Source organism: Mesorhizobium sangaii (assembly GCF_014207355.1).
Classification (GTDB): domain Bacteria; phylum Pseudomonadota; class Alphaproteobacteria; order Rhizobiales; family Rhizobiaceae; genus Mesorhizobium; species Mesorhizobium sangaii.
On the sequence record NZ_JACHEF010000001.1, the window covers coordinates 988,477 to 1,011,593 of the forward strand.

A 23,117-nucleotide genomic window follows, 5' to 3' on the forward strand; every position below is an offset into this window, starting at 1 on the left:
CTGCTCGCACCACAAAGTGTCACGACAACAGGTTCGATCATGCCCAGTTCGACCACGATCCGTCCCATCACGCGCCAGGATTTAGACCAATGGCTGCCGCTGTGGGACGGTTACAACGCCTTCTACGGCCGCTCGGGCGAGACGGCGCTGGCAAGCGAGATCACCGCGATGACATGGTCGCGCTTCTTCGATACCTATGAGCCGGTGCATGCGCTGGTTGCCGAAAGCGAGGGACAGCTTCTCGGCCTCGTGCATTACCTTTTTCACCGCAGCACCACGGCGATCGCGCCGAATTGCTACCTGCAGGACCTTTTCACCACAGAGGCCTCGCGCGGCAAAGGCATCGGCCGGGGCCTGATAGAGGGCGTCTACGAGCGTGCCCAGACCGCCGGTTCGGGCCGGGTGTACTGGCTGACGCATGAAACCAATCACACGGCGATGAAGCTCTATGACAAGGTCGGCGAACGCTCCGGGTTCATCGTCTACCGGAAGCTGTTCTGAGGCAGTTTCCAGCGCACTGGCGCGCGTTGCGTTTTTGGACGGATGGGACGGCCAAACGAAAACGGGGCTCCGAAAAGAGCCCCGTTTGCATTCCAAGAAACCGACTTCACCCCTTCGGGGCCGGCACCGGCTCGGGCTTGACCTTCGGGGTTTCCTGCGCCGTGTTGGATTCGATGGGCGGCAGGCCCTTCATCAGCTTCTGCTGCAAGGTGGCCAGCACATCGGGGTCCGGCTTCAGGTCGCGCGCCTGGTTCCACTGGAAGGTGGCTTCCAGCTTGCGGCCGACACGCCAGTAGGCGTCGCCGAGATGATCGTTGAGAACCGGATCTTCGGGCTTCAGCGACACGGCGCGTTCCATCTCGCGCACCGCGTCATCGAACCGGCCGAGGCGGAAATAGGCCCAGCCCAGGGAATCGACGATGTAGCCGTCGCTCGGCCTGAGATCGACGGCCTTCTGGATCATCGCCAGGCCTTCCTTGAGGTTCGTATTCATGTCGACCCAGGAATAGCCGAGATAGTTCAGCACCTGCGGCTGGTCGGGGAACAGTTCCAGCGCCTTGCGGAAGCTCGGTTCGGCCTTGGGCCATTCCTTCAGCCGCTCATAGGCGATGCCGCGTTGGTAGAAGATGTTCCAGTTGGCGGCAGTCGGTGTCTTCAGCACCGTGACTGCCTTGTCATAGAGATTGGCCGCCGAGCGGAAATCATCCTTCGACGAATAGACGCCGCCGAGCGCCAGATAGGCGCGCATATCGTCGGGATGCGCGTCGACGAACGCCTTCAGATGAGTGATCGCCTCGTCCTGGCGATTGAGATCGGCAAGGTTGAGGCCGAGTTGCAGGTCCGAAAGCTCTTTCAATGGCGAAGAGTCGGGGATGCGCCGATAGAGCGCGATGGCGCCCTCGCCATCCTTCAGCTGTTCGGAAACGGCCGCGAGTTGCACCAGGGCTGCGTCGCTGTCAGGCTTCAGGGCGAGAGCATACTGCAGGTAAAGACGGACAAATGGCTCGCCACCGCCGCGATTGAGCGCCGTGGCGAGATCAAGCAGGATCTCCGACGCACCGTCCGACGGGCCAGCAGCGAACGGTGCGATCTTGTCGCCCTTGCTGATCTTGTCGCGCAAGGCGAGGATTTCCAGCTTGCCCGGCGCAAACGCCTCGGCCTGAACGAGCACCGCCAGTGCCTTGTCCTTGTCGCCCTTGCGGGCCAGGAACGACGCGTAGGCCTGGGCGTTGCGCATCCAGGTTTCGGGAGCCGCACCACCGGCCGCCGTGTCCTGCATCGTCGCGGCGTAGATCGCCTCGGCCTTTTCGGGCATGCCAGACGCGTCCGCGATCAGCGCGCGATGGAAGGACTTGAACAGGCCGAACCAGTCCGGCCCCTGCAGCTTGTCGATGGAAGCCATCGCATCGCTGGCCTGGCCGGCGCCTTGTTGGGCCCAGCCGGACATGACGCCGGAGATCAGCCGGTCGAGATCGGATTCCAGCGACAGCTTGAGCCAGTACTGCGCCTTGGTGAAATCCTTCTTGTGGAAGGAATCGACCGCTAGCGCCAAGCGCGAGAAGCGCTCGACATCGGGAACTTCCTTGAGCTTGTCGGCATAGACCAGGGATTCGTCGAAGCGCCCTTGAGCGATCAGCGACAGCATCAGGCTCTGCTGCAGGCCGGTGTCGCTCGGATTGAAGGCCAATGCCTGCTTGTAATAGGCGATGGCGCTGTCGAGGTCGTTGTCGCCTTCGGCGATCCGGGCGGCCAGATAGGCACCCGAGAACGACGTGATCTTGACCGGTTCGGTGGTTTGCTTGGCATAGGCCGGCAAAGCCGAGATCGCCATGCCTGTCACAATTGCCAGCCTTGTCAGCCAGCGCGCACGTCCTTGCTGCATCGTATCCCTTTCAGCCAGGCGCCATCTCCGCGTCAGCGGGATCGACGTAGACTCGATCTTTCCGGGCAAAGCATGGCCTTTTTGGGGTCGCGCTTCAATCCGCCTCGAATTCACAATCCGGGCACCCGATTAACAAACCATGGCGACCAGGGACAGTTTTCCGTTTTTGAGTTCCGGTCATGGCCCTGCGCGGAGCCGATCATATCACAGGTTCGATCCGCTGGGACCCCGATATCAGCGCTTGCCCGGCAAGGCAGGCCGCTGCACCTGCGTGTCGCGATAGCCGCCGGCAGCAATCGTGCTGCACAGCCCATGCCACCCGCAGCCTCCGCAAGCCTTGCGCACAAGGCCGGTCGAAAATGCCTGCCGCATCCGTGCCAGGATTGCCGCATCGAGAGCGAGGTGGGCGCCGGGCCGGATTGGCTGCGCCAGCAGATCCTCCACATCCTGGGCCGCCATCTGGTCCCGCTCGACGGCGCTGTCGCGCAGGCAGTGCGGTTCCGGCTCGTCGAGCAACGGGGCACAAATGTCGTCCGGGCCGGAGCCGTAGTGCCGAAGGCGTTCACGGCATGGAGAATATTGAAGGCGAGGATTGAGAGCGCCGCTTCGGCTTTCACCGCCTTAAGCCCCTTGGTGAGGAACCTTCCACCGCCCGACATGCGCTTGATCGTCCCGAAGGGGTGCTCAACGGTACATCGTCGGATCGTCATCAAGCTGGGGTCGGCGCAAATTCTCGCCTCCATTCAGTCCCGCGAGAAGCGGCGCGTGCGCGGCGAGCCTGCGGGATACGAACTCGGTAAAGAGCCGCACACGCTTCGTCTTGCGTGTCTCCCCCTGTGTGAGAAGCCAGAGCGTTCCGTACATGTGCAGGTCGGCGCCCGGCACCCTCACCAGTAGGGGGTCGGCATCGCCAACGAAGCACGGCAGCGTCGTGATCCCGAGCCCTTGCCGTACAGCAACGATCTGCGCCTCGGCATCTGTGACCCTGAACGGAACCTGGGCGGTGCGAACCTCACCCTCGCTGGCCCAATCCGGAATTCCATGAATGCTTATGACGATCCACCGGATGGGATCAGGCGCGCCCGCACGCCACGCGGCTAGGCGATCGCGGGACATGTAGACGCCGCCGAACACCTCCGGTCCCTTCAGGCCGTGAAGATTGAGCGGCAGGGTTTTGCGGTCGTAGACGACGCGGATCGCGACGTCGGCCTCTCGGTTGGTCAGATTTACCAGCTCTCCGGACGACAAGATATCCATCTCGATGTCCGGATGCAGACGCGCGAAATCGGCGAAGTCCGGCATGAGCAGGTGTGTCGCGAGGGGCGGTGCCAGCGTCACCCGCAGAAGCCCGCGCACGCTCTGGTCGCGACCGAAGACGCGCGTCTCCAGCTGGTGCGACGACGCTTCCATCTGTTCGGCGAGCTCGAGGACCTCCTCCCCCGCAGCCGTCAGGCGGTAGCCCGAAGGCAGCTTTTCGAACATGTGCGCCCCAAGGCGTTCCTCGAGCTGGGCGATGCGTCGCAGCACGGTCGAATGATTCACCCCGAGGTGCGCGGCGGCAGCCCGCACCGAGCCTCCGCGTGCGACGGCAAGAAAGTAGCGAACGTCATCCCAGTCGATCATGGTGCGATCCCGCACCGCAAGGTGCGCCTTCCAAAGCCCTAACTTGTCGTACAACAGTACGGGGCGGCGGCCATCGTAACATTTGTCGACATAACATTTTGTCGACGAGCGGGGCCTAATTCCGAACGGCGGAACCTTATCGTCGCGGCTGCAGTTAATAGCCGTACCGGATCGATTTCGCACCACCGATGTGCGCACTTCCTCACTCAACGCCTGACCCCGGCAAACCCATCTTGAGGTCTCGGGGCATTCCCGAATGACCAAGGCGGAAGCCTGGAAGGATGCACGTCATGACCAGATTGAATGGAAAGACCGCCGTCATCACCGGCGGCGCTACCGGCATCGGCCGCGCCGCGGCAAAGCGCTTCATCGAGGAGGGCGCCTTCGTCTTCATCTTTGGCCGCCGGCAGGAAGCGCTCGACGCCGCTGTGGCCGACCTCGGGCCCAATGCCCGCGCGGTGAAGGGCTCGGTCTCCGATCTGGCCGACCTCGACCGACTCTACGCGGCGGTGAAGGCCGAGCGCGGAAGCCTCGACATCGTCTTCGCCAATGCCGGGGCCGGAGGCCCGCTTCCGCTCGGCCAGATCACCGCCGAGCACATTGACGAAACCTTCGACACCAACGTGAAGGGCACGATCTTCACGGTGCAGAAGGCGCTGCCGCTGATGGGCCCGGGCGGTTCGATCATCCTGACCGGATCGAGCGCCGGCACCACGGGCGCCCCGGGATTCACTGCCTACAGCGCGAGCAAGGCGGCCGTGCGCAACCTCGCACGGACCTGGGCCGAGGATCTTAAGGGCACCGGCATCCGGGTAAACGTGCTGTCGCCCGGGGCGACGGCGACTGAACTCGCAAAGGAAGCGCTAGGCGAGGAGGGCCAGAAGGCCTACGGCGCGATGACCCCGCTCCAGCGAATGGCCGACCCGGCGGAGATCGGAGCCGTGGCCGCCTTCCTCGCGTCGTCGGACAGCAGCTTCATGACCGCCAGCGAGGTCGCCGTCGACGGCGGCCTGGCGCAACTTTGACCCCAGCGCGGTCCGTGCCTGGCCCGCGCGCAAAGAAAGACAAAGTTTATGAAAAAACTCGAAGGTAAGGTCGCTGTCATCACCGGCGGCAGCAGCGGGATTGGGTTGGCCACGGCGAAACGCTTCGTGGAAGAAGGCGCGCACGTCGTGATCACCGGGCGAAGAGAGAATGAGCTGAAGGAGGCCGCGGCCTCCATCGGAAGAAACGTTATGATCGTTGTCGGCGACGTTGCGCGCCTGGACGACCTGGACCGGCTCTATGCCGTCGTGAAAGAGAAGCATGGTCACATCGACATTCTCTTTGCCAACGCCGGCGCGGGAACGATCGCACCACTCGCAGGAGCTACCGAGGCCCACTTCGACCAGATTTTCGACGTGAATGTGAAGGGGCTCTTCTTCACGGTGCAGAAGGCCCTTCCCCTGTTCAAAGACGGCGGTTCGATCATCCTGACATCTTCCGTCGCGAACGTGTTGGGGGTGCCCGGATTTAGCGCCTACGCCGCGAGCAAGGCGGCTGTGCGCAACTTCGCGCGCGCTTGGACACTGGAGCTGAAAGACCGCCAAATTCGCGTGAATACGGTGAGCCCCGGACCGATCGAGACTCCCGCGCTAGAGACGACGACAGGCCTCACCCCTGAGGAAGCCGAGCAAGCGGCCGCCCAGTTTGCTTCACAGATCCCGATGGGTCGCAGGGGCAAACCAGAGGAAATCGCGGCTGCGGTCACGTTCCTCGCCTCCGATGAAAGTTCTTTCATCACTGGCGTGGATCTCGCCGTCGACGGCGGCATGGCACAGGTCTGACCCCGGCGTTAAAACAAGATCGGAGAAGCATAATGACCTATTCAATTATCGGCTTCGGCAATATCGGCAAGGCTTTGGCCAAGGCATTTGCCCGCAAGGGCGTCGAAGTGTCCGTCGCAACCACGCGCGACCCGGAAAGCTTTGCATCCGACGCGGCCGCGATCGGGCCCACGATCATTCCCAAAACACTGGCGGAAGCGGTCAAGGCGGACATCATCTTTTTGGCGGTCCGTTTCGAAGCGCACCCGGATGTCGCGAAGGCGCTCGCCACCTGGCAGGGGAAGACCATCGTCGATGTGACCAATGCCTACGGCGTGCCCCCTGAGGAACTGGGAGGACAGCCTTCGTCCAAGTTCGTCGCACAGGCCTTCACTGACGCAAGACTGGTCAAGGGCTTCAATCATCTGATCGCTGCCACCCTTGACCAAGACCCGGCCGTGCATGGTGGCAGGAGAGTCGTGTTGCTGGCGAGCGACGATGACGCTGCCGCGGCGGAGATTGCTGCGCTCGCGGAAAAGCTCGGTTTCTCGCCGATCAAACTTGGCGGGCTGTCGGAAGGTGGGCTGCTAGTCCAGGCGCGCGGAAACAGCTGGGGTCATCTGGTCTTCAAGGACCTGGTCAAGTTCGACGGATGAACACGACGTCCCACCGGCAGGGACACGACGCACGCGATCGGATCGAGCGCGATCCGATCCAAGCGAAATGGAGAAATTCCCATGAGCATCGAGAAGAATATCCAGACCGTGAAGGACTTCTTCGCCGCGATCGGCGGCGATAGGGAGGCTCTCCTGGCGCTGGTCGCCGAAGACATCGAGTGGATCATTCCGGGCGAGGGCTGGCCGCTGGCCGGAACGCGTCACGGACACGCCGGGCTGGCGGATTTGCTTGAGACGGCCTCCAAGTCGATAGAAACGTCCACGGAACCCCGGGAGTTCGTGGCGCAAGGAGACCGGGTCCTCGTGCTCGGCTTCGCGAGGGGGAAAGTCAAAGCTACGAACAAGACGTTCGAGGACGACTGAGTCTTCGCCATCACGGTCCGGGACGGTAGACTGACCAACATCCGTGAATACGTCGACACGCAAGCATTGGCCCGGGCCTCGCAGATGGACGCGCCCGGGCTGGCGTAGCGTTGGCCGACTGCGGCCATCGGGTCGGGGCAGACGGTGGATCAGCCATGGATCGCCCCCTCGCACGCCGCGCGCTCGTCTAATGCCCAACCGTAAAGGAGATTCCGATGTACGACCAATCCAAGCTATCCGAGTTGATCCGGTTCGCACGTGTAGATGCAGGCTCCACTGTCATTGACGTCTACCCAGGCGACGGCGATTGGACGCGCCTGTTCTCCGACGTCGTGGGCCCCGGAGGTCGGGTCTACAGTTTCGTGCCGGCCGAAGTCGCCGACTTCAAAAACGATCCGGTTGGCCGCATGCGGACACTCGCGAAGGAGCCGGGCCGAGAGAACGTCGAAGCCGTCTCGGCGGACCTCGTGGCGATGCCGGAGGTCACGCAGCCAGCAGATGTGCTGTGGCTGCACCTGTTTTACCACGATCTTCACACCGCCCTAATCCAGAAGAAGGGTGCGACGGCGGCAGACTTCAATCGAGCTGTCTACGAGCGGCTGAAGCCCGGTGGGTCCTACGTCATCGTCGACCACGCCGCCGCCGCTGGGTCGGGCACGAGCGACACCCAGGCGCTGCATCGGATCGACCCTGCCTCTGTTCGCGAGGAGGTGGAGGCGGCCGGCTTCGTACTGGATGCGAAAAGCACAATGCTCGCGAACAAGGATGATGCGCACTCGATCAAGGTGTTCGATCCTTCGATCAAGGGCGAGACCGATCGCTTCGCCTATCGGTTCGTGAAGCCCTGACAGGTCCCGGAACCGACTTCATGTCGACCTCGCCGATGGGTACAAACAAGCCCATCGAAGACATCGAGGCAAGCCTGCTTGCCGCCACGAAGTCGGCTTTGGATGAGCTGGTCTGGTGGGCTCACGCGACGATGGCGGCGAACGCCGCTGAAGCGTCATTTTGGAGTTTTCCTTGAAGAGCTGGACGGCCTCCCGTCCTCCGCCTTCGTCGCGAGGGCATTCACCGGCGCCAAGTTCGTGAAAGGTTTCAATCACCTGGTTGCGGCCACCCTGGCTGCCGATCCGATCGTCGAGGGCGGCCATCGGGTCGTCTTTCTGTCGAGCGACGACGAGGACGCGACCGCTCCCGTGGCGGATTTGGCCAAACAACTCGGGTTCGCACCCGTCAAGCTGGGAAAACTCAACGAGGGTGGCGCGCTGGTGCACGCACGCGGCCGCACTTGGGGCCAGCTGATCTTCCAGGACCTGTTCAAGAAGGAGCAGTAACGGATTTACTGTCCACTGTCCAAACGCCAGCCGCTCAGTTCACCCGGCTGGTGCAGAAATCGATGACGTCGATCAGCGCCGATTTCTGCGGCGTCGCTTCCAGCGGCGCCAGCGCGTCGCGGGCGATCTCGCCGAAATGGCGGGCACGCCCGATCGTGTCGGCGATGGCGCCGTGGCGGGTCATCAGGCCGATCGCCTTTTCCAGGCCGGCGTCATCGACGACATTGTCCTCGATGGCGCGCTTCCAGAAGGTGCGCTCGGCCTTGGTGCCGCGCCGGTAGGCGAGAATGACCGGCAAGGTCACCTTGCCCTCGCGAAAGTCGTCGCCGACATTCTTGCCCAGATCCTTGCTGGTGCCGCCATAGTCCAGCGCATCGTCGATCAGCTGGAAGGCAAGGCCGAGGTTCATGCCGTAGGAGCGCAGTGCCGCACGGTCGTTGCGGGTCGCCTGGGCAATGACCGGGCCGACCTCGGCAGCGGCGGAAAACAGCGCCGCGGTCTTGGCCTTGATCACGGCGAAATGCTCGTCCTCGGTGGTTTCGAGGTTCTTGGCGGCGGCGAGCTGCATCACCTCGCCCTCGGCGATGATCGAGGCCGCACTCGACAGGATGTCGAGCGCTTCGAGCGAGCCGACATCGACCATCATGCGGAAGGCCTGGCCGAGCAGGAAGTCACCCACCAGGACGCTCGCCTGGTTGCCCCAGATCATGCGGGCGGTCTTCTTGCCGCGCCGCATGCCACTTTCGTCGACGACGTCGTCGTGGAGAAGCGTTGCCGTGTGCATGAATTCGACCGCCGTGGCGAGCTTGACGTGGCCCTCGCCGGCATAGCCGAACATCTGCGCGGCGGCGAGCGTCAGCATCGGCCGCAGCCGCTTGCCGCCGGACGAGATCAGATGGTTGGCAACCTCCGGAATCATCTCGACGTCGGAGCCGGCCTTGGACAGGATCAATTTGTTGACGCGTCCCATGTCGGCCGCCGTCAGATCGATCAAATCCTTGATGGAGGCGGGTTCCCGCTTCCCGTTTTCGATGTTGAGAACGACACCCACGACAATCACTCCCGTCTTGGTATAACGCGTGCGACGGCACCCTTGGTCCCTGCAGGGACTCTAGGGCGCTAGACACGGCCACGGCAAGTGGCGAATTGGCGCGGCGGCGATGACAGCCTGTCAACCGACGCCGGAAGAGCAGGCCTGCTTGGTGACGGAAATCCGCCTGCCCGTTTACATATGCGCTGCAAACTGAGAGTTTCGTCCGATGATAGAGCTCATTCGCACCAACGACGCCGTCATCATCTCCTTTGTCGAATCGCTGATGCGCGATGCCGGCATCGGTTGCTTCGTCGCCGACCAGAACATGAGCGTGCTCGACGGCTCGCTCGGCATCCTGCCGCGTCGCATCATGGTCGACGCCGACCAGGCCGACGCGGCACGTCGCATCCTGACCGATGCCGGCATCGCCAACGAGATCCGCGGGAAATAATGTCCGCCGCGCCGGCCACCCTTGCCCCGGACACGCCGGCCCATACGGTCGATGCCTTCCATCGCGGCCGGTTCTGGCTCGTGCAGCCCAAGCAAGGCGGCCATCGCGCCGGCATGGATGCCATGATGCTGGCGGCGTCCGTGCCATCCTCCTTTGGCGGACGTCTCGCCGACTTCGGCGCCGGCGCCGGGGCCGCGGGCCTTGCGGTGCTGTCGCGCTGTCCTGCGGCCGCGGCCGTGCTGGTCGAACGGGCGCCGGAAATGGCCGCTTTCGCGGCGGCTACCCTTGCTCATCCCGGCAATGCCCATCTCAGCGACCGGGCCTCGGTGCTCATCGCCGATGTCACCGTATCGGGACGGGCGCGGGCGGCGGCCGGCCTCGCCGACAATGACTTCGACTTCGTCATCATGAACCCACCTTTCAACGCCGCGCGGGACCGTGCCACGCCCGATCGGCTGAGAAAGGAAGCCCACGTCACCGAGGACGGACTGTTCGAGAGCTGGATCCGCAGCGCTGCCGCTGTGGTCAGGCCGCGCGGCGGTCTCGCCGTCATCGCCCGGCCCGAGCAGCTCGGCGCCATTCTCGATGCGATGTCCGGCCGCTTCGGCGATGCCGAAATGCTTGCCGTCCACCCTCGCCCCGACGCGGCGGCGATCCGCATCGTCGTCAGGGCTGCGCTCGGGGCGCGAGGGAAGCTCGCCATTCGCCCTCCCCTGATGCTTCATGCGCAATCGGGCGACGGACCCGATGAGCGCAGCGAAATGATTGCCAACGGCCTCGCCTCGCTGTTCGGAGATTGAGCTATTCTTACCGGCCACATTGCCGTTGGCCAGGGAGTTCCTACATGCGTGCAACCTATCGACCGGAGACCGCGCCCTCGTGAAACGACTTATCAACCGCCTGCTGCCGAAGTCCTGGCGCTCCACCGTCGTCACCATTCCGGTCATCCGGCTGCACGGCACCATCATGCCCGGGGGTGGCCAGTTCCGGCCGAGCCTGTCGCTGGCCTCGACCGCCGGCCTCATCGAGAAGGCGTTTTCCTACGATGCGCCGGCGGTCGCCATCTCGATCAATTCGCCAGGCGGCTCGCCGGTGCAATCGCGGCTGATCTTCAAGCGTATCCGCGACCTGGCGAGCGAAAAGAACAAGAAAGTGCTGGTCTTCGTCGAGGACGTCGCGGCATCGGGCGGCTACATGATCGCGGTTGCCGGCGACGAGATCTTCGCCGATCCGTCCTCCATCGTCGGTTCGATCGGCGTGGTGTCGGCCTCGTTCGGTTTCCCGGAGCTGATGAAGAAGATCGGTGTCGAGCGCCGGGTCCACACCGCCGGCCAGAACAAGGCTGTGCTCGATCCGTTCAAGCCCGAGAAGAAGGAAGACGTCGAGCGCCTGAAAGCGCTGCAACTCGAGGTGCACGGCACCTTCATCGACCTCGTCAAGGAAAGGCGCGGCACGAAGCTGAAGGACGATCCGGACCTCTTCACCGGTCTGTTCTGGACCGGCATGAAGGGTCTCGAACTCGGCCTGGTCGATGCACTCGGCGACATGCGCACGGTGCTCAAGACCCGTTTCGGACCGAAGACCCAGCTCAGGCTGGTCACGGCGCCGCGCGGTTTCCTCAGCCGGTTCAGCCTGTTCGGCTCCAGCAAGGGCTTCTCAGTGCCCGATATCGCCGCGGCAGCCGCCAGCGGCGTGATCGATGCGGCGGAAGAGCGCGCGTTGTGGTCTCGCTTCGGGCTTTGAAAACCGGGCAAAACCGTCTAGCATGAGAGCTTGAAGTCTTATGCATGTCGTTTTCCCAATTCTGGATCCACTTTTGGGCGACATGCATCAACCGACCCGACCGGCCGCCTTCGCCGGCCCAGCGTGGGGGAGTTTTGACATGCCGCAGATCATTTTCTTCACCGTCGTTGGCGTCGCCGCCTATTTCGGCTACCGCACCTTCATCCGGGAAGCCGAGCGCGTGACCGCCAAGGTGCGGCGCACCGAAAAGCAGGCGGCAAACGGTGCCATGGGCACGCTGGTCAAGGATCCGAAGACCGGCGAATACCGGCTGGCCAAGGACTGAGCATCATCCCGCATACGACTGACGCCGTGGACACCGAGATCGGGTCGCGTACCTGGCACGCGCACGCCAAGATCAATCTGGCGCTGCATGTCACCGGCAGGCGCCCTGACGGCTATCACCTGATCGAAAGCCTGGCCGTGTTCACGCGTTTTGGCGACCGGGTTGAGATCACACTCGCCGACAGCGATGATTTTACCGTGACTGGCCGCTACGCGCAGGCCGTTCCCCTCGACGCCAGCAATCTGGTGCTCAAGGCCCGCGACGCCCTGCGAAGAGAGGCTGGGCCTAAGAGAACCCCGCCGGTCGCCATCCGGCTCGAAAAGAACCTGCCGGTTGCCTCCGGCGTCGGCGGCGGCTCGAGCGACGCTGCAGCCGTCCTGCGCGGACTGGCGGAGACATGGGCCCTGAGCATGGACAGCACCGAGCTGGCGCGGATCGGCCTTTCGCTTGGCGCCGATGTGCCGATGTGCCTGGCGGCCAAGCCGCTGGTCGCGCGTGGCATCGGCGACGAGCTGTCGATGGTGCCGGATTTTTCGGCGCTGGGGCTGGTGCTGGTCAATCCCGGAACGGCCCTCTCGACCGCCGAGGTGTTTGCAGCGCTGTCGCGTCGCGACAATGAGCCCCTGCCGCCTCTGCCGCGCAGCATCGACTTCCATAGCCTGCGCAACTGGCTGGAGATCACCCGCAATGATCTTGAGCCCGCGGCGCTGGCGATTCAGCCCGCCATCGGCAGAGCGCTTTCCTGGCTTAACAAGGCTGGATCGGGCTTCTCCCGGATGTCTGGATCCGGCGCGACATGCTTCGGCCTGTTCGAGACCGGCAATGTCGCCAAGCGCGCTGCCGCCGACATCCGCAGCCGCCAGCCCGACTGGTTCGTCGCCGCGACGCGCAGCATGACATCGGAGGCTGACTGAAATGGCCAGGATTGACGAGAGCCGGCCCTTCATTCCGATCCGCATCGCGGTGCTGACCGTGTCGGACACGCGCAGCCTCATCGACGACAAATCCGGCCAGACGCTGGTCGACCGCATCGCTGAAGCCGGCCACGTCCTCGCCGCCCGAGATATCGTCACCGATGACCGCGAAAAAATCCGCGACAAGGTCCTCGGCTGGTCGCAGGATGCGGCGATCGATGTCGTCATCACCACTGGCGGTACTGGCTTCACCGGCCGCGACGTGACGCCGGAAGCGCTGGAGCCGATCTTCGAAAAGCGCATGGACGGCTTTTCGGAAGTCTTCCACCGCATCTCCTACGACAAGATCGGCACCTCGACGATCCAGAGCCGGGCGACCGGCGGCGTCGTCAACGCCACCTTCGTCTTCGTGCTGCCGGGCTCGCCGGGCGCCTGCAGGGACGCCTGGGACGGCATCCTCAAGGCGCAGCTCGACTACCGGCACATGCCCTGCAACTTCGTCGAGATCATGCCTCGCCTGGACGAGCATCTGCGGCGCGGAAAATCGGCTCCGTAAGAGTCGAGGCAAAGCGCCCGTTCCACGCCGCATTTGCGATTCAGAATAATACCGGCGCCTTCGAAACCTATTCAAACCGGGCCATCGAAAAAGCACCCTGCGTGAAGGCGATCATCGCCGTCACGACAGGGCATCTGCGATCAATGTGCATACCGGCGGATGCCATTGCGGCAACGTTCGCCTTGGGTTCAACCGAGCTCGATTCAGCGGATGACTGGCTCGCCATGAAAGCGCCGGCGTGAGGGCGGTGATACGCCGAAGCCGACTTCCATCATCAATCTCGGCGTGCGCGCCGGCACCGTGCCCATGTGGAAGCCAAAGGGATCCTCGACGAAGCCGAGACCGGCTTCACCGGTCAGCGTCACCGGGCTCTGCTCGCCATAGACATCCAGAACCTCTTGCGCGGGATGGCCGACCAGCAAGGTGAGCTGATGCTTGAGGCTGCGGCGCTTGTGACTGCCCCGGACATAGACATGCGGGCCAGTGTCGGCGTCGACCGGCTTGAGATAGAAGAAGAATTTCAGCATGCGCCAGTCGTCAAGGTCGAAATGATACTTGCCAAGCGAGGCAAGGTTCTTATCGGCGTCCGAAGCCTCACCCGTCGGAAAACTCCACCAGACGCGCGTGGTGATCAGTTTTGCCTGGCCGCCGAGGTAGTGCGCGGCAATATCCAGAAGAAGCGGATCTCGCTGGATGGCGAGCGCCGCCCGGCAATCGAGGATACGCTCGAAAAAATGTCCGCTGAGCAGCGAGCGGCCAAAGCGCTTCTCGGCCTCGGCATGTTCAGCAGGCATGAATTCGAGGCGGCGATCGAAATTGCCGAAGCAAGGCGTGCGCTGGGCGAAACTGGCGATCTCTTCATGGATCGCCGGCGGCAGCATCAGGCCCGAAAACAACCCGTCGGTGCGCAGCGCTTCGACCACTGCTTGGCGGTCGACGCCGGCAAATATCGTATCCCTCGAATTATCCGCCGGACGAGCGCGTTTTGCGCCAAGCCAATGCATCCGGCGTCCTGGCATTGTGCGCGCCAGCACGAACATCGGCAGCCAGGCAGGGTTTTCGCGCAGGTCCGTCAGATAGGTCGGAATGCGCACGGCGATGCGGTGCAGCAGGCTGCCGTTGCGCGCAACGGCCTCAAGACTGGCAGCGCCGGATTTGTTGGGAGTCGAAAGCTTCATCGGGTCCTCGGCTATGAGCGTGGGCGCCGATGCCGCATCGGTGCTCACCACTCGGCATGACCCAAACCCAATCCACCCTTCTGAACGGGAAACTAACCTCGCGTCAGATTTTGTGCAATGCACAATGAAGAAAGCAGCTGCAAAAAAATCACTCCGGGGAGCGCTGCTTCGGCGGCGCCACCCAGATTTCGGCGTCGAGCCGCTTTGTCGCGAGGCCGCGTGCGATGGCCTCGGCGCTGCCGGCCCGCTTCGACGCTGCCGCGGCTTGATGCTTGCTGATCAGCAAACCCTCGGCCAAAGCGCGCCCCGAAAACACCCGGGCCAGGAACGGCGTGCGGCTGCCGCGCGCCCGCGAGAAGCGCGCCGCCATGGTCTGCCTGGACGTGTGGGCAACGACCGCATCGATCCAGCCGTCCACCAGCCGCGCGCCCGGCTCCAGGAGCAGCAGCCAGTCCCCCTTGGCCTGGCGAATACCGACAGCGATACCGCCAATCACGTAATGACAGCCGGCATGCTCGGCAACGCGATGCGTCTGGTCGGTTGAACCCGTGTCGCAGACGATGACGTCACGCACAACGCCCTCGACCGCGCCGCCAATCAGCGAGGCGAGCGTGCGGGCGAGGCCCTCCTCGTCGTTGCGGGTTTCGATCAGAACACTGAGCATCATTGGCCGAATAGCGGAAAGCCGAACGCAGCGCCAGTTTTTGCGGCGCACGCTAGAAAGTTCTTGCTTTGTTCTCATCGGCGAAATAGGAATAATTTCATGAGCAGAGCGATTCGACACAACATGGAAAGTCCCTGGGAGCGGGCGAAGATGGAACAGATCGTGCGCGCCGACATTGCAGCTTTCGGAGCTGGAAGAGCCGAGATGGCCAATGCAATGATCGAGCAGAGTGGCGTGCGTGTCCGTCCGGACCGCAATCGCGGCAGGTCGGCGGGCATCAATCCGTCCGGCCGGTTCGAGCCGGTCAGCCGGCATGTCTTCGACGATGGCTGGAATTCACTGGAGGAACTGCCGCCCTTCAAGACCGAGGTGCAGGTCGAGAAGCCGCGCACCATCATCACCCGCAACGAATCGCCCGACATCTCCTTCGACCGGTCGATCAACCCCTATCGTGGCTGCGAACATGGCTGCGTCTATTGCTTTGCCCGGCCTACTCACAGTTTCATGGGCCTGTCGCCGGGTCTCGATTTCGAATCGAAGCTGTTCGCCAAGCCGGACGCGGCGCGACTGCTCGACAAGGAACTGTCGAAGGACGGCTACCAGCCGCGCACCATCGCCATCGGCACCAACACCGATCCCTACCAGCCGATCGAGAAGCAATATCGGATCATGCGTGAGATCCTCGAAGTGCTTGAAGCGCGCGGCCATCCGGTCGGCATCGTCACCAAGTCCGCTTTGGTGACGCGCGACATCAATATCCTGTCGCGCATGGCGGAACGCGGACTGGCCAAGGTGGCGCTGTCGGTGACGACGCTCGATCGCATGCTGGCCAGAACGATGGAGCCACGCGCCTCGACGCCGACCAAGCGGCTGGAGGCGATCCGGCAGCTTTCGGATGCCGGCATTCCGGCTTCGGTCATGGTGGCGCCGATCATCCCCGGCCTGACCGACCAGGAGATGGAACGCATCCTCGATTCGGCGCGCGCCGCCGGCGCGCGCGAAGCGGGCTATGTCGTGCTGCGCCTGCCGCTGGAGGTCAGCCCTATCTTCAAGGACTGGTTGCTGCGCCACTATCCCGACCGCTACCGCCACGTGATGTCGCTGATCCGCTCGATGCGCGATGGCAAGGACTACGATTCGGAATGGGGCAAGCGCATGAAGGGTGCTGGTCCCTACGCCTGGCAGATCGGCCGGCGCTTCGAGATCACCGCCAAGCGGCTCGGCCTCAACGTCGAACGGCGCACGCTTCGGACCGATCAGTTCGTGGCCGGCGGCAAGGACCAGGTGCAACTGACCCTGCTTTGAAAAGACAATCCCCCGCGGCGGTTTGACCTGTCGCGGCACAAGAATCCCGTCCGGCCTGCCCCGGCCTGCAGACGGTGCCCTCCCGGTCCGGCGCCCCACCCGACCCGGAGGGACTTGCGGAGAATCGGAGCCGATGCGAACCTCGCCGCAACATGGCTCGCGCGCGTTCCGATTCTCCGCTTCTCTTTGAGATCATCGAGAAACCCGATTTCTCCTTCGAGACGAAGGCGATGGCCGACGGCCTGTGGCCGGTGGCGGGCATGGACGAGGCCGGCCGCGGTCCGCTAGCCGGGCCCGTGGTCGCCGCGGCGGTGGTGCTCGATCCCGCCAACATTCCAGACGGGCTCGACGATTCCAAACGTCTCAGCCATCTGCAACGCGAAGCGCTGTTCGTGCGAATTCTTGGCTCCGCGCTGGCGGTTTCGATGGCGTCCATCAGCGCCGAGGGCATCGACGGCAGCAACATCCTCAAGGCCAGCCTGGAAGCGATGCGCCGCGCCCTGGTCGGCCTGTCGGTCCAACCTAAGCTCGCGCTCGCCGACGGACGCGACGTGCCGCCAGGATTGCCCTGCGCGGGACGCGCGCTGATCAAGGGCGACCAGCGCTCACAATCCATCGCCGCCGCCTCGATCGTCGCCAAGGTGATGCGCGACCGCATGATGTGCGGCTGCGGCAACCATCACGATCGCTACGGGTTCGAAGTCCACATGGGCTACGCCACGGCCCGCCATCGCACGGCGATCGAAGCGCATGGGCCGGTGGCGCGACTGCACCGCGTGTCCTTCGCGCCGTTCAGGCTGGGTGGGACTGAGGTTGCGGAAGAAGAGAGCTTGGCCGGATTGGATTGAAGCCGACGAGCGGATAATCTCCCTCCTTGAGGGGAGATGTGCCGAAGGCGACAGAGGGGGTCGCCTCCGCTGACGCGACGCCTCGTGTAACCAGGAAGATGAGGTCGGCGCTTGACGCGCGGCTACCCCCTCTGGCCTGCCGGCCATCTCCCCCTCGAGGGGGGAGATTAGCCGCTCAGCCGTTTCGCCAATGGGTTTTCCACAACAAAAAAGCCGCCAGGTTTCCCGGGCGGCTTTTTTCTTACTCGATGTTACAGGCTCAGTTGAGCTTGGACTTCACATCCGCAAGCGATGCCTTGAAGAGGTCGGCGCCGGCCTTGGCGTCCATCTTGCCGGCGAGCAGCGCACGCGCGGCCTCGACGGCGATGTCGACGGCGCTGGCGCGGACTTCGCTGATGGCGTCGCGCTCGGCCTGACCGATCTTCTGTTCGGCAAGCGCGGTGCGCCTGGCGACATAATCCTCGGTCTTCTTGTGCGCTTCCGCTGCAAGCATGTCGGCTTCGCGCTTGGCGGCCGCAACGATGTCTGCGGCCTCCTTCTCGGCTTCCTTGCGCTTGCGCTGGTACTGGCCGAGCAGTTGCTGGGCCTCCTCGCGCAGCCGGCGCGCTTCATCCAGCTCGTTGCTGATCCTGGCGGCGCGGGCGTCGAGCGCCTTGGCGATCATGCCAGGCACCTTGATGTAGACGGCAACGCCGAGGAAGATGATGAGGGCTATCGTTGCCCAGAGCGTCGCGAGAGATGTGTAATCCATGATGCGCTCCTCACCGGGCCACGGATTTGACCGCGGCCGCGATCTCGGCCTTGCTGGCCTTGCCGCCGACCAGTGCCTCGACGATCGCCGAAGCGGTGTCCTCGGCGATGCTGCCGACTTCCCTCATGGCATTGGCCTTGATGGAAGAAATGCGGGCTTCGGCCTCGCCAAGCTTCTCGTCGAGAGCTGCCTCGACTTTCTTGCGTGCGGTCTCGGCTTCGGCCTTGGCTGCATCGCTGGCCTGCTGGCCGATCGCGTTGGCCTTGGTCTTGGCTTCCGCCAGTTCCTGCTCGTAGGCAGCAACGGCAGCGTCGGCCTCGCCCTTCAACTTGCTCGCCTGGTCGAGGTCCTGCGTGATGCGGTCGTTGCGGACCTCGATGATGCCCCCGACTCGCGGCATCACGACCCGCTTCAGGAAGAGGTAGAACAGCCCGAAAGTGATCGCCAGCCACAGAAGCTGCGACGGGAACGTCGCAGGATCGAATGGCGGAAACGTGCCGTGCGCTTCGGCAGGCACGCTGGTGCCGGAATGCGTGTCGCCTTCCGTCGCAGCGTGGCTGGTGTCGGCTGCAGGTGCGGACTCTTGCGCGAAGGCAGATGTCACGAACATGGACTATCCCCGAAATTCAGGCCTGCCGCTCGCGCGGCCGGCCTGTCCAATCTTCCCAACGCTTAGCTCAGCCGAACAGGGCCAGAAGCGCGATGAGAAGCGAGAAAATGCCCAGAGCTTCGGTCACGGCGAAGCCGAAGATCAGACGGCCGAACTGGCCATCAGCAGCCGACGGGTTGCGCAGAGCGCCCGCCAGGTAGCTGCCGAAGATGTTGCCGAGGCCAATGCCCGCGCCACCCATGCCCAGGCAAGCGATGCCGGCGCCGATGTACTTTGCTGCTTCTGCGTCCATTTGTTCAACTCCTTTGGATCTAAAATTCCGTTGCGATTCTATCCAGCGCCAATGTTGGAAACTCTTGGGCCGGAAACTCTTGATCAGTGCCCGGGGTGCAGCGCGTCGTTGAGGTACATGCAGGTCAACACGGCAAAGACGTAGGCCTGCAGGAAAGCGACCAGCAGTTCCAGCGCCGTCAGCGCCACCGCCATTGCCAGCGGCAGGACCGAGCCCGCCACGCCGACCGCGCCCAGCGCGCTCAGGCTGACGACAAATCCAGAAAACACCTTCAGGGTGATGTGGCCGGCGAGCATGTTGGCGAACAGACGAACCGAGAGGCTGACCGGGCGCGACACGAAGGAGATCACCTCGATCAGCACCACCAGCGGCAGCAGGAACACCGGCACGCCATGCGGCACGAACAGCTTCAGGAAGCCCAGACCGTGCTTCATGAAACCGTAGACGACCACAGTTCCGATCACCAAAGCCGCGAGGCCGAAGGTGACGATGATATGGCTGGTGACGGTGAAGAAATAAGGGAACAGGCCAAGCAGATTGGCGACCAGCACGAACATGAACAGCGAGAACACGAACGGGAAGAACTTCATGCCCTGCGTGCCGGCGGCATCGCGCAACATGTTGCCGACGAACTCATAGGCCATCTCGGAGACCGACTGAAGCCGGCCGGGAACCAGGCTGCGGCTCGAGGTGGTGAGAAACAGAAATGCCGCCGCAACGACCACGGTTGCGACCATGAACAGCGCCGAATTGGTGAAAGACAGGTCGTAGCCGCCGATCTCGATCGGTATCAGCTTGTTGATATGGAACTGGTGGATCGGATCGACCTTGTCAGCTGCCACGTTCAAACCCCGTCAATGCCGCGTACGGCCTCGTTACCATTACCACACATGAAGCGCGGTCATTTCCTGTCGTCTTGGTCACGGCGCGATTTATCGCCCTGTCCGAATTCTGCCACAACGCCCGCGGAACGCATGACATTGAGCACGCCGGCGCCAAAGCCCAGCAGCAGAAACACGATCAGACCCCATGGCGATGTCCCCGCCAGACGGTCGATGATCCAGCCGATGCCGGCACCCACCACCACCCCGGCGATGAACTCGCTGGAGAGTTTGAGCGCCTGGCCGTAACCGGCCACACTGCCCGCTTTCGCGTCGTCTTTCCCCTCGAGCCGGTCCGGCCGCCTTGTCGCAAGCGATGCTTCAAGTTCACGCCGGCGGCGCTCAAGATCGTCGTCGCGGATTTCGGTTTCATGCTGCTTGCCGCGGCCGGTTTCTCCGGTTCCGTCTGGCCTGTTTTTATCGGCCATCGCAACCCCCCTGCCCGGTCAGACCGTCACCGTCCGTCCGCTTCTAAAGTCGCCGGCAACATAGTTAGAGGGTTTGCGCCAGTCAAGCCACGGGCGGAAGTTCATTGTCATGTATTTTTGTCAACAAAATCAATTTGTTATAAAGGTGCGACATCGTGCCCGCCACGACAACGGGGATGCGTTGCACGAATCCCCCCGGCGTTGGCTGTTCGATCGACTGCGCGCAGCGCGAAAAGATCGGCGATTGTCCGGCGCTCAGCTCCAGCCGCCGCCATAGGTGCGGTAGAAGATATGCAGGCCGATCTTGGTCATCTTCTGCATCGTGCGCGCCCAGCCGGGATGGACATATTGGGCGTAGTAATGGGTCGACGATCCGACCTCCGGGATGAATATCTTGCCGGCGGTGACGGCCATGGCGATATCCTGCGCGGTCTTGTAGGCGACGGGACTGTCGATGCGCTTCCGCCTGCCGTCGCAAGCGAAGGAGAACTGGCAGCGGTTGAACCAGCTGTCGTTCTGGTAGACGACGCCGCAGATCGAATTCGGATAGGCCGGGTTGCGGACGCGATTGAGGATGACCTGGGCGACGGCGGCCTGGCCGCGCACGGATTCGCTTCGCGCCTCGAAATAGATGCCGTTGGCAAGGCATGCCTGCTCCTTCTTGGAGAAGACACTCGCCGGCAGCGGGTTCTGGATCCACGAGTGGTCGCCCTTGGCCATCGGCGGGATGAAGCGGCCATCATTGGGCTGCTCGTCCTGAAGCAGGGCTTCGAAGGGCGACGCCTTGGCATAGTCGGGCTCGGCCTGCGCATAGGCGGTCGCCAGCACATCCGGATGGTCATTGTTGACCAGCGCGGCAAGCATGGCCGGCACGCCGGGATCGGGCTTCTTGTCCTCACGCGCATGGAACGCCGCGGCGATCTGGATTTCCTTGCCTTTGATCTGCGGTTTGGCGAAAGCCATCTTCAGGCCGCTGTCCATGCTGGGCCGCAGCAAGGAGGAGGTGCGCTCGAAGATCGAGCCGGCATTGAAATTCTTCGGCGGCGCGACGGGAGAAATCTGGACGATGCGGCCTTTCTTGTCGGCGCGCACGATGCGATCCTCGTCGGGCGTGCCGCTTACCTTGCCGCCCTTGCCACGAAACGACACGTTGCCTACGCCGGCCAGATAGACGCCCGATCCGGAGATGGAGCCGGTGACGTCGGAATCGACAAAGGGCATCTCGGCCGCATGGGTCGAGCCGGCGACGGATTTCTCGACATAGGAATTCCAGCGGGTGTTCGACGCTTCGAGGCCGGAGACAAAGCTGGTTATGTCCTGGTAGGCGGCGACGGTCGGAAAGCCGATCCAGATGCCGAGACCGATGACGAACGGGGTCAAAAAGCCACGTTTTCTCTCACCGGCGGCGGCCGCAAGCCGCTTCAACACACGTCGATGCACGGAACTCTCTCCAGGAACGCGACTGACCCCACTGGAGAGCAAAATGATGCATTAACCTTGATGGGACGTTAACAGCTTCGATCGGGTTTTCTCAGTCGGCTCAAGGTCGTGGTTGCGAAGTCAGGCCGGCCGCAGGAAGATAGGCCGGGCGATCAGCGCGCAGATGGCGGCCGACAACCAGACGCCCGTCCACGATCCGACAACCAGAAGCCCAGGGATGGCGATCGGCACCAGGAAGAAGGCGACGAAGACAAAGCTGTTGGCCAGACCGAGCGCCGTCCCGGCATTGCTGGCGCCGGCAAGCGTGGCAATATCGGTGTAGGCAACGCCGTGCCATGCTGAAACACAGATACCGGCGACGACCAGGACGGCAACGATCGTTGTCGCAAGTACCGGCTGCCAGCCGGGAATGGTGGCCATGGCAAACACGAGCAGTGCAAGGGTGGCGAAGGCGGCTGCGCTGAGCCTGCTGAAAAAGCGCAGGAACGAGCGGCGATTGCCGTGTCGGTCGGTGAAGCGGCCGCTCCAGACGCGCATGACCATGGCGCCGATCTGCACGGCTGCCAGGCTGGCGCTGATCACTGCCGTTCCCATGCCGGCGAAATCATGCAGGAAGACGGAGGCGAAGGTGAGCACCGCCACTTGCGGAACGCAGAGCAGGCCGATGGCCATTGCGATGCGCCAGACGTCCGGATTGCGCAGCGGTGTGGGGCCGGCCGACACCATGGCGTCGCTGGCGGACGTCGCCTCTTGGCCGATTGGCGGCTGGTGCAACCAGCGCCACGCGAAAAGCGCCGTGACGGCGGAGAATGCGGCCAGCAGGCCGTAGACCGCTGCAAAGCCATGTGCCGAGGCGAGCGACGGCAGGACAAGCGCGCCGAGCCCGCCGCCGAGCGGCACCGCAGTCTGCCTGATGCTCATGGCGAAGCCACGCTCGCCTTCACGGAACCAGGCCATGATGGCGCGGCCGCTCGAGCCGTTGACGCTGCCGCCAAGCAAGCCCGTGACAAGCAACACGGCGGCCAGAAGCGCAACCCCGGGGAGGTGTACCGGCGACGGCACGACCAGCAATGCCATGAGAAGCAGCCAGGCCGCGGTGGCGCCGAGTCCGGTGAGCAGCACGCGGCGATCGCCCCAGCGATCGGTGAGCAATCCCCATGGCAGTTCGCTCAGCGCCACACCCAGGCCGAGCAGACCGAGAACCAGCCCGAGCTGGCCATTGCCGAGCTGGTAGCCGGAGCGCAAGAAGACCGCCGTCGCCGGGATGCCGGAGAACGTCGCGGAAAAACTGGCATTGGCGGCAACGCCGATGCCCAGCACCTTCCAGCGATGATTGGAGCGAACCGTCGCAGCACCAGCGGCGGCTGCGCCAGCTTGTTGCCGAGGCCTGCCCTGGCTGCATTTCAAATCCGTAGCGACGAGCGACATGGCTGAGGTTCCCTTGATGGTCCAACCGCATCCGGACCTTGACGCCTCGTCTTTACCGCCATAGGTTCATGCCGAATATCGGGAA

25 protein-coding genes and 3 pseudogenes are annotated in these 23,117 nt (G+C 63.6%); 15 read left to right on the forward strand and 13 right to left on the reverse strand.

Annotation, left to right across the window (positions count from 1 at the left end):
- Positions 1 to 39: 39 nt before the first annotated feature.
- On the forward strand, positions 40 to 501 hold the full coding sequence (locus tag HNQ71_RS04955; protein WP_184871438.1) for a GNAT family N-acetyltransferase: 462 nt from the start codon (positions 40 to 42) through the stop codon (positions 499 to 501).
- Between the two features lie 106 nt (positions 502 to 607).
- Here HNQ71_RS04955 and HNQ71_RS04960 read toward each other — a convergent pair whose 3' ends face one another.
- From HNQ71_RS04960 to HNQ71_RS04975, 3 genes and pseudogenes are all read right to left on the reverse strand, one after another.
- Entirely contained in the window at positions 608 to 2,383 is a 1,776-nt protein-coding gene (locus HNQ71_RS04960) for a tetratricopeptide repeat protein (RefSeq protein ID WP_184871439.1), read from the reverse strand.
- A 234-nt stretch (positions 2,384 to 2,617) separates the two neighbouring features.
- A pseudogene (locus HNQ71_RS04965) lies at positions 2,618 to 2,914 on the reverse strand (DUF1284 domain-containing protein); the annotation flags it as partial.
- Between the two features lie 153 nt (positions 2,915 to 3,067).
- Positions 3,068 to 4,006 (reverse strand): LysR family transcriptional regulator, encoded by a 939-nt coding sequence (locus HNQ71_RS04975; RefSeq protein ID WP_184871440.1) that lies wholly within the window; start codon positions 4,004 to 4,006, stop codon positions 3,068 to 3,070.
- A gap of 290 nt (positions 4,007 to 4,296) precedes the next feature.
- On the opposite strand from HNQ71_RS04975, the gene HNQ71_RS04980 reads away from it, so the two are divergent.
- From HNQ71_RS04980 to HNQ71_RS05005, 6 genes and pseudogenes are all read left to right on the forward strand, one after another.
- Positions 4,297 to 5,031, forward strand: coding sequence for an SDR family NAD(P)-dependent oxidoreductase (locus HNQ71_RS04980; protein ID WP_184871441.1), 735 nt, complete (start codon positions 4,297 to 4,299; stop codon positions 5,029 to 5,031).
- A gap of 48 nt (positions 5,032 to 5,079) precedes the next feature.
- Positions 5,080 to 5,832, forward strand: coding sequence for an SDR family NAD(P)-dependent oxidoreductase (locus HNQ71_RS04985; protein WP_184871442.1), 753 nt, complete (start codon positions 5,080 to 5,082; stop codon positions 5,830 to 5,832).
- Between the two features lie 32 nt (positions 5,833 to 5,864).
- Positions 5,865 to 6,467, forward strand: a complete 603-nt coding sequence (locus HNQ71_RS04990) for an NADPH-dependent F420 reductase (RefSeq protein ID WP_184871443.1) — start codon at positions 5,865 to 5,867, stop codon at positions 6,465 to 6,467.
- Between the two features lie 81 nt (positions 6,468 to 6,548).
- Positions 6,549 to 6,959 (forward strand): annotated as a pseudogene (locus tag HNQ71_RS04995) (nuclear transport factor 2 family protein).
- 107 nt (positions 6,960 to 7,066) lie between these two features.
- Positions 7,067 to 7,699, forward strand: a complete 633-nt coding sequence (locus HNQ71_RS05000; RefSeq protein WP_184871444.1) for a class I SAM-dependent methyltransferase — start codon at positions 7,067 to 7,069, stop codon at positions 7,697 to 7,699.
- A gap of 171 nt (positions 7,700 to 7,870) precedes the next feature.
- A pseudogene (locus HNQ71_RS05005) lies at positions 7,871 to 8,185 on the forward strand (NAD(P)-binding domain-containing protein); the annotation flags it as partial.
- A 34-nt stretch (positions 8,186 to 8,219) separates the two neighbouring features.
- Here HNQ71_RS05005 and HNQ71_RS05010 read toward each other — a convergent pair.
- The gene (locus tag HNQ71_RS05010) at positions 8,220 to 9,236 is read right to left on the reverse strand and encodes a polyprenyl synthetase family protein (protein WP_184871445.1); all 1,017 of its coding nucleotides are present in this window, start codon (positions 9,234 to 9,236) and stop codon (positions 8,220 to 8,222) included.
- Between the two features lie 208 nt (positions 9,237 to 9,444).
- Here HNQ71_RS05010 and HNQ71_RS05015 point away from each other — a divergent pair, with 208 nt between their 5' ends.
- From HNQ71_RS05015 to moaB, 6 genes are all read left to right on the forward strand, one after another.
- Entirely contained in the window at positions 9,445 to 9,669 is a 225-nt protein-coding gene (locus HNQ71_RS05015) for a putative signal transducing protein (RefSeq protein ID WP_091576439.1), read from the forward strand.
- A complete protein-coding gene (locus tag HNQ71_RS05020; protein WP_184871446.1) occupies positions 9,669 to 10,469 on the forward strand; it encodes a tRNA1(Val) (adenine(37)-N6)-methyltransferase in 801 nt (266 codons plus the stop codon). The genes HNQ71_RS05015 and HNQ71_RS05020 overlap by 1 nt, the downstream gene beginning before the upstream one ends.
- 79 nt (positions 10,470 to 10,548) lie before the next feature.
- Positions 10,549 to 11,412, forward strand: coding sequence for a S49 family peptidase (locus HNQ71_RS05025; protein WP_184871447.1), 864 nt, complete (start codon positions 10,549 to 10,551; stop codon positions 11,410 to 11,412).
- Between the two features lie 139 nt (positions 11,413 to 11,551).
- A complete protein-coding gene (locus tag HNQ71_RS05030) occupies positions 11,552 to 11,737 on the forward strand; it encodes a membrane protein (RefSeq protein WP_027023000.1) in 186 nt (61 codons plus the stop codon).
- A gap of 26 nt (positions 11,738 to 11,763) precedes the next feature.
- Positions 11,764 to 12,651 carry a 4-(cytidine 5'-diphospho)-2-C-methyl-D-erythritol kinase gene (locus HNQ71_RS05035; protein WP_184871448.1) on the forward strand — a complete coding sequence of 296 codons (888 nt, stop codon included), beginning with the start codon at positions 11,764 to 11,766 and terminating at the stop codon, positions 12,649 to 12,651.
- 1 nt (position 12,652) lies between these two features.
- Positions 12,653 to 13,207, forward strand: coding sequence for a molybdenum cofactor biosynthesis protein B (gene moaB / locus HNQ71_RS05040; protein ID WP_184871449.1), 555 nt, complete (start codon positions 12,653 to 12,655; stop codon positions 13,205 to 13,207).
- Positions 13,208 to 13,410: 203 nt separating this feature from the next.
- On the opposite strand, the gene HNQ71_RS05045 is transcribed toward moaB, so the two are convergent.
- Positions 13,411 to 14,385, reverse strand: a complete 975-nt coding sequence (locus tag HNQ71_RS05045; RefSeq protein WP_184871450.1) for a hypothetical protein — start codon at positions 14,383 to 14,385, stop codon at positions 13,411 to 13,413.
- Between the two features lie 148 nt (positions 14,386 to 14,533).
- Positions 14,534 to 15,049 carry a glycosyltransferase gene (locus HNQ71_RS05050; protein ID WP_184872240.1) on the reverse strand — a complete coding sequence of 172 codons (516 nt, stop codon included), beginning with the start codon at positions 15,047 to 15,049 and terminating at the stop codon, positions 14,534 to 14,536.
- A gap of 150 nt (positions 15,050 to 15,199) precedes the next feature.
- Here HNQ71_RS05050 and HNQ71_RS05055 point away from each other — a divergent pair, with 150 nt between their 5' ends.
- Complete coding sequence (locus HNQ71_RS05055) at positions 15,200 to 16,354, forward strand: PA0069 family radical SAM protein (protein ID WP_184872241.1); 1,155 nt, start codon at positions 15,200 to 15,202, stop codon at positions 16,352 to 16,354.
- Positions 16,355 to 16,506: 152 nt separating this feature from the next.
- Positions 16,507 to 17,202, forward strand: a complete 696-nt coding sequence (locus tag HNQ71_RS05060; protein ID WP_184871451.1) for a ribonuclease HII — start codon at positions 16,507 to 16,509, stop codon at positions 17,200 to 17,202.
- A 259-nt stretch (positions 17,203 to 17,461) separates the two neighbouring features.
- Here the strand turns inward: HNQ71_RS05060 and HNQ71_RS05065 are convergent, their stop codons facing one another.
- The 7 genes from HNQ71_RS05065 to HNQ71_RS05095 form a co-directional block, all read right to left on the reverse strand.
- The gene (locus HNQ71_RS05065) at positions 17,462 to 17,953 is read right to left on the reverse strand and encodes a F0F1 ATP synthase subunit B (RefSeq protein ID WP_184871452.1); all 492 of its coding nucleotides are present in this window, start codon (positions 17,951 to 17,953) and stop codon (positions 17,462 to 17,464) included.
- A 10-nt stretch (positions 17,954 to 17,963) separates the two neighbouring features.
- A complete protein-coding gene (locus HNQ71_RS05070) occupies positions 17,964 to 18,563 on the reverse strand; it encodes a F0F1 ATP synthase subunit B (protein WP_184871453.1) in 600 nt (199 codons plus the stop codon).
- A gap of 67 nt (positions 18,564 to 18,630) precedes the next feature.
- Complete coding sequence (locus HNQ71_RS05075) at positions 18,631 to 18,855, reverse strand: F0F1 ATP synthase subunit C (protein WP_006206606.1); 225 nt, start codon at positions 18,853 to 18,855, stop codon at positions 18,631 to 18,633.
- A gap of 83 nt (positions 18,856 to 18,938) precedes the next feature.
- The gene (locus HNQ71_RS05080) at positions 18,939 to 19,697 is read right to left on the reverse strand and encodes a F0F1 ATP synthase subunit A (protein WP_095091979.1); all 759 of its coding nucleotides are present in this window, start codon (positions 19,695 to 19,697) and stop codon (positions 18,939 to 18,941) included.
- 59 nt (positions 19,698 to 19,756) lie between these two features.
- On the reverse strand, positions 19,757 to 20,164 hold the full coding sequence (locus HNQ71_RS05085; RefSeq protein WP_184871454.1) for an AtpZ/AtpI family protein: 408 nt from the start codon (positions 20,162 to 20,164) through the stop codon (positions 19,757 to 19,759).
- Between the two features lie 255 nt (positions 20,165 to 20,419).
- The gene (locus HNQ71_RS05090) at positions 20,420 to 21,604 is read right to left on the reverse strand and encodes a cell wall hydrolase (protein ID WP_184871455.1); all 1,185 of its coding nucleotides are present in this window, start codon (positions 21,602 to 21,604) and stop codon (positions 20,420 to 20,422) included.
- A gap of 120 nt (positions 21,605 to 21,724) precedes the next feature.
- Positions 21,725 to 23,032 carry an MFS transporter gene (locus HNQ71_RS05095; protein ID WP_184871456.1) on the reverse strand — a complete coding sequence of 436 codons (1,308 nt, stop codon included), beginning with the start codon at positions 23,030 to 23,032 and terminating at the stop codon, positions 21,725 to 21,727.
- Between the last annotated feature and the right edge of the window lie 85 nt (positions 23,033 to 23,117).

Bases quoted from the DNA above. Each gene is read 5' to 3' on its own strand.
- HNQ71_RS05000 (WP_184871444.1), top strand. From the start codon at position 7,067: ATGTACGACCAATCCAAGCTATCCGAGTTGATCCGGTTCGCACGTGTA.
- HNQ71_RS04975 (WP_184871440.1), bottom strand. From the start codon at position 4,006: ATGATCGACTGGGATGACGTTCGCTACTTTCTTGCCGTCGCACGCGGA.
- HNQ71_RS05065 (WP_184871452.1), bottom strand. From the start codon at position 17,953: ATGGATTACACATCTCTCGCGACGCTCTGGGCAACGATAGCCCTCATC.
- moaB (WP_184871449.1), top strand. From the start codon at position 12,653: ATGGCCAGGATTGACGAGAGCCGGCCCTTCATTCCGATCCGCATCGCG.
- HNQ71_RS04960 (WP_184871439.1), bottom strand. From the start codon at position 2,383: ATGCAGCAAGGACGTGCGCGCTGGCTGACAAGGCTGGCAATTGTGACA.
- HNQ71_RS05085 (WP_184871454.1), bottom strand. From the start codon at position 20,164: ATGGCCGATAAAAACAGGCCAGACGGAACCGGAGAAACCGGCCGCGGC.
- HNQ71_RS04985 (WP_184871442.1), top strand. From the start codon at position 5,080: ATGAAAAAACTCGAAGGTAAGGTCGCTGTCATCACCGGCGGCAGCAGC.
- HNQ71_RS05050 (WP_184872240.1), bottom strand. From the start codon at position 15,049: ATGCTCAGTGTTCTGATCGAAACCCGCAACGACGAGGAGGGCCTCGCC.
- HNQ71_RS05070 (WP_184871453.1), bottom strand. From the start codon at position 18,563: ATGTTCGTGACATCTGCCTTCGCGCAAGAGTCCGCACCTGCAGCCGAC.
- HNQ71_RS04955 (WP_184871438.1), top strand. From the start codon at position 40: ATGCCCAGTTCGACCACGATCCGTCCCATCACGCGCCAGGATTTAGAC.
- HNQ71_RS05030 (WP_027023000.1), top strand. From the start codon at position 11,552: ATGCCGCAGATCATTTTCTTCACCGTCGTTGGCGTCGCCGCCTATTTC.
- HNQ71_RS04980 (WP_184871441.1), top strand. From the start codon at position 4,297: ATGACCAGATTGAATGGAAAGACCGCCGTCATCACCGGCGGCGCTACC.
- HNQ71_RS05045 (WP_184871450.1), bottom strand. From the start codon at position 14,385: ATGAAGCTTTCGACTCCCAACAAATCCGGCGCTGCCAGTCTTGAGGCC.
- HNQ71_RS04990 (WP_184871443.1), top strand. From the start codon at position 5,865: ATGACCTATTCAATTATCGGCTTCGGCAATATCGGCAAGGCTTTGGCC.
- HNQ71_RS05075 (WP_006206606.1), bottom strand. From the start codon at position 18,855: ATGGACGCAGAAGCAGCAAAGTACATCGGCGCCGGCATCGCTTGCCTG.
- HNQ71_RS05060 (WP_184871451.1), top strand. From the start codon at position 16,507: ATGGCTCGCGCGCGTTCCGATTCTCCGCTTCTCTTTGAGATCATCGAG.
- HNQ71_RS05095 (WP_184871456.1), bottom strand. From the start codon at position 23,032: ATGTCGCTCGTCGCTACGGATTTGAAATGCAGCCAGGGCAGGCCTCGG.
- HNQ71_RS05015 (WP_091576439.1), top strand. From the start codon at position 9,445: ATGATAGAGCTCATTCGCACCAACGACGCCGTCATCATCTCCTTTGTC.
- HNQ71_RS05020 (WP_184871446.1), top strand. From the start codon at position 9,669: ATGTCCGCCGCGCCGGCCACCCTTGCCCCGGACACGCCGGCCCATACG.
- HNQ71_RS05055 (WP_184872241.1), top strand. From the start codon at position 15,200: ATGGAACAGATCGTGCGCGCCGACATTGCAGCTTTCGGAGCTGGAAGA.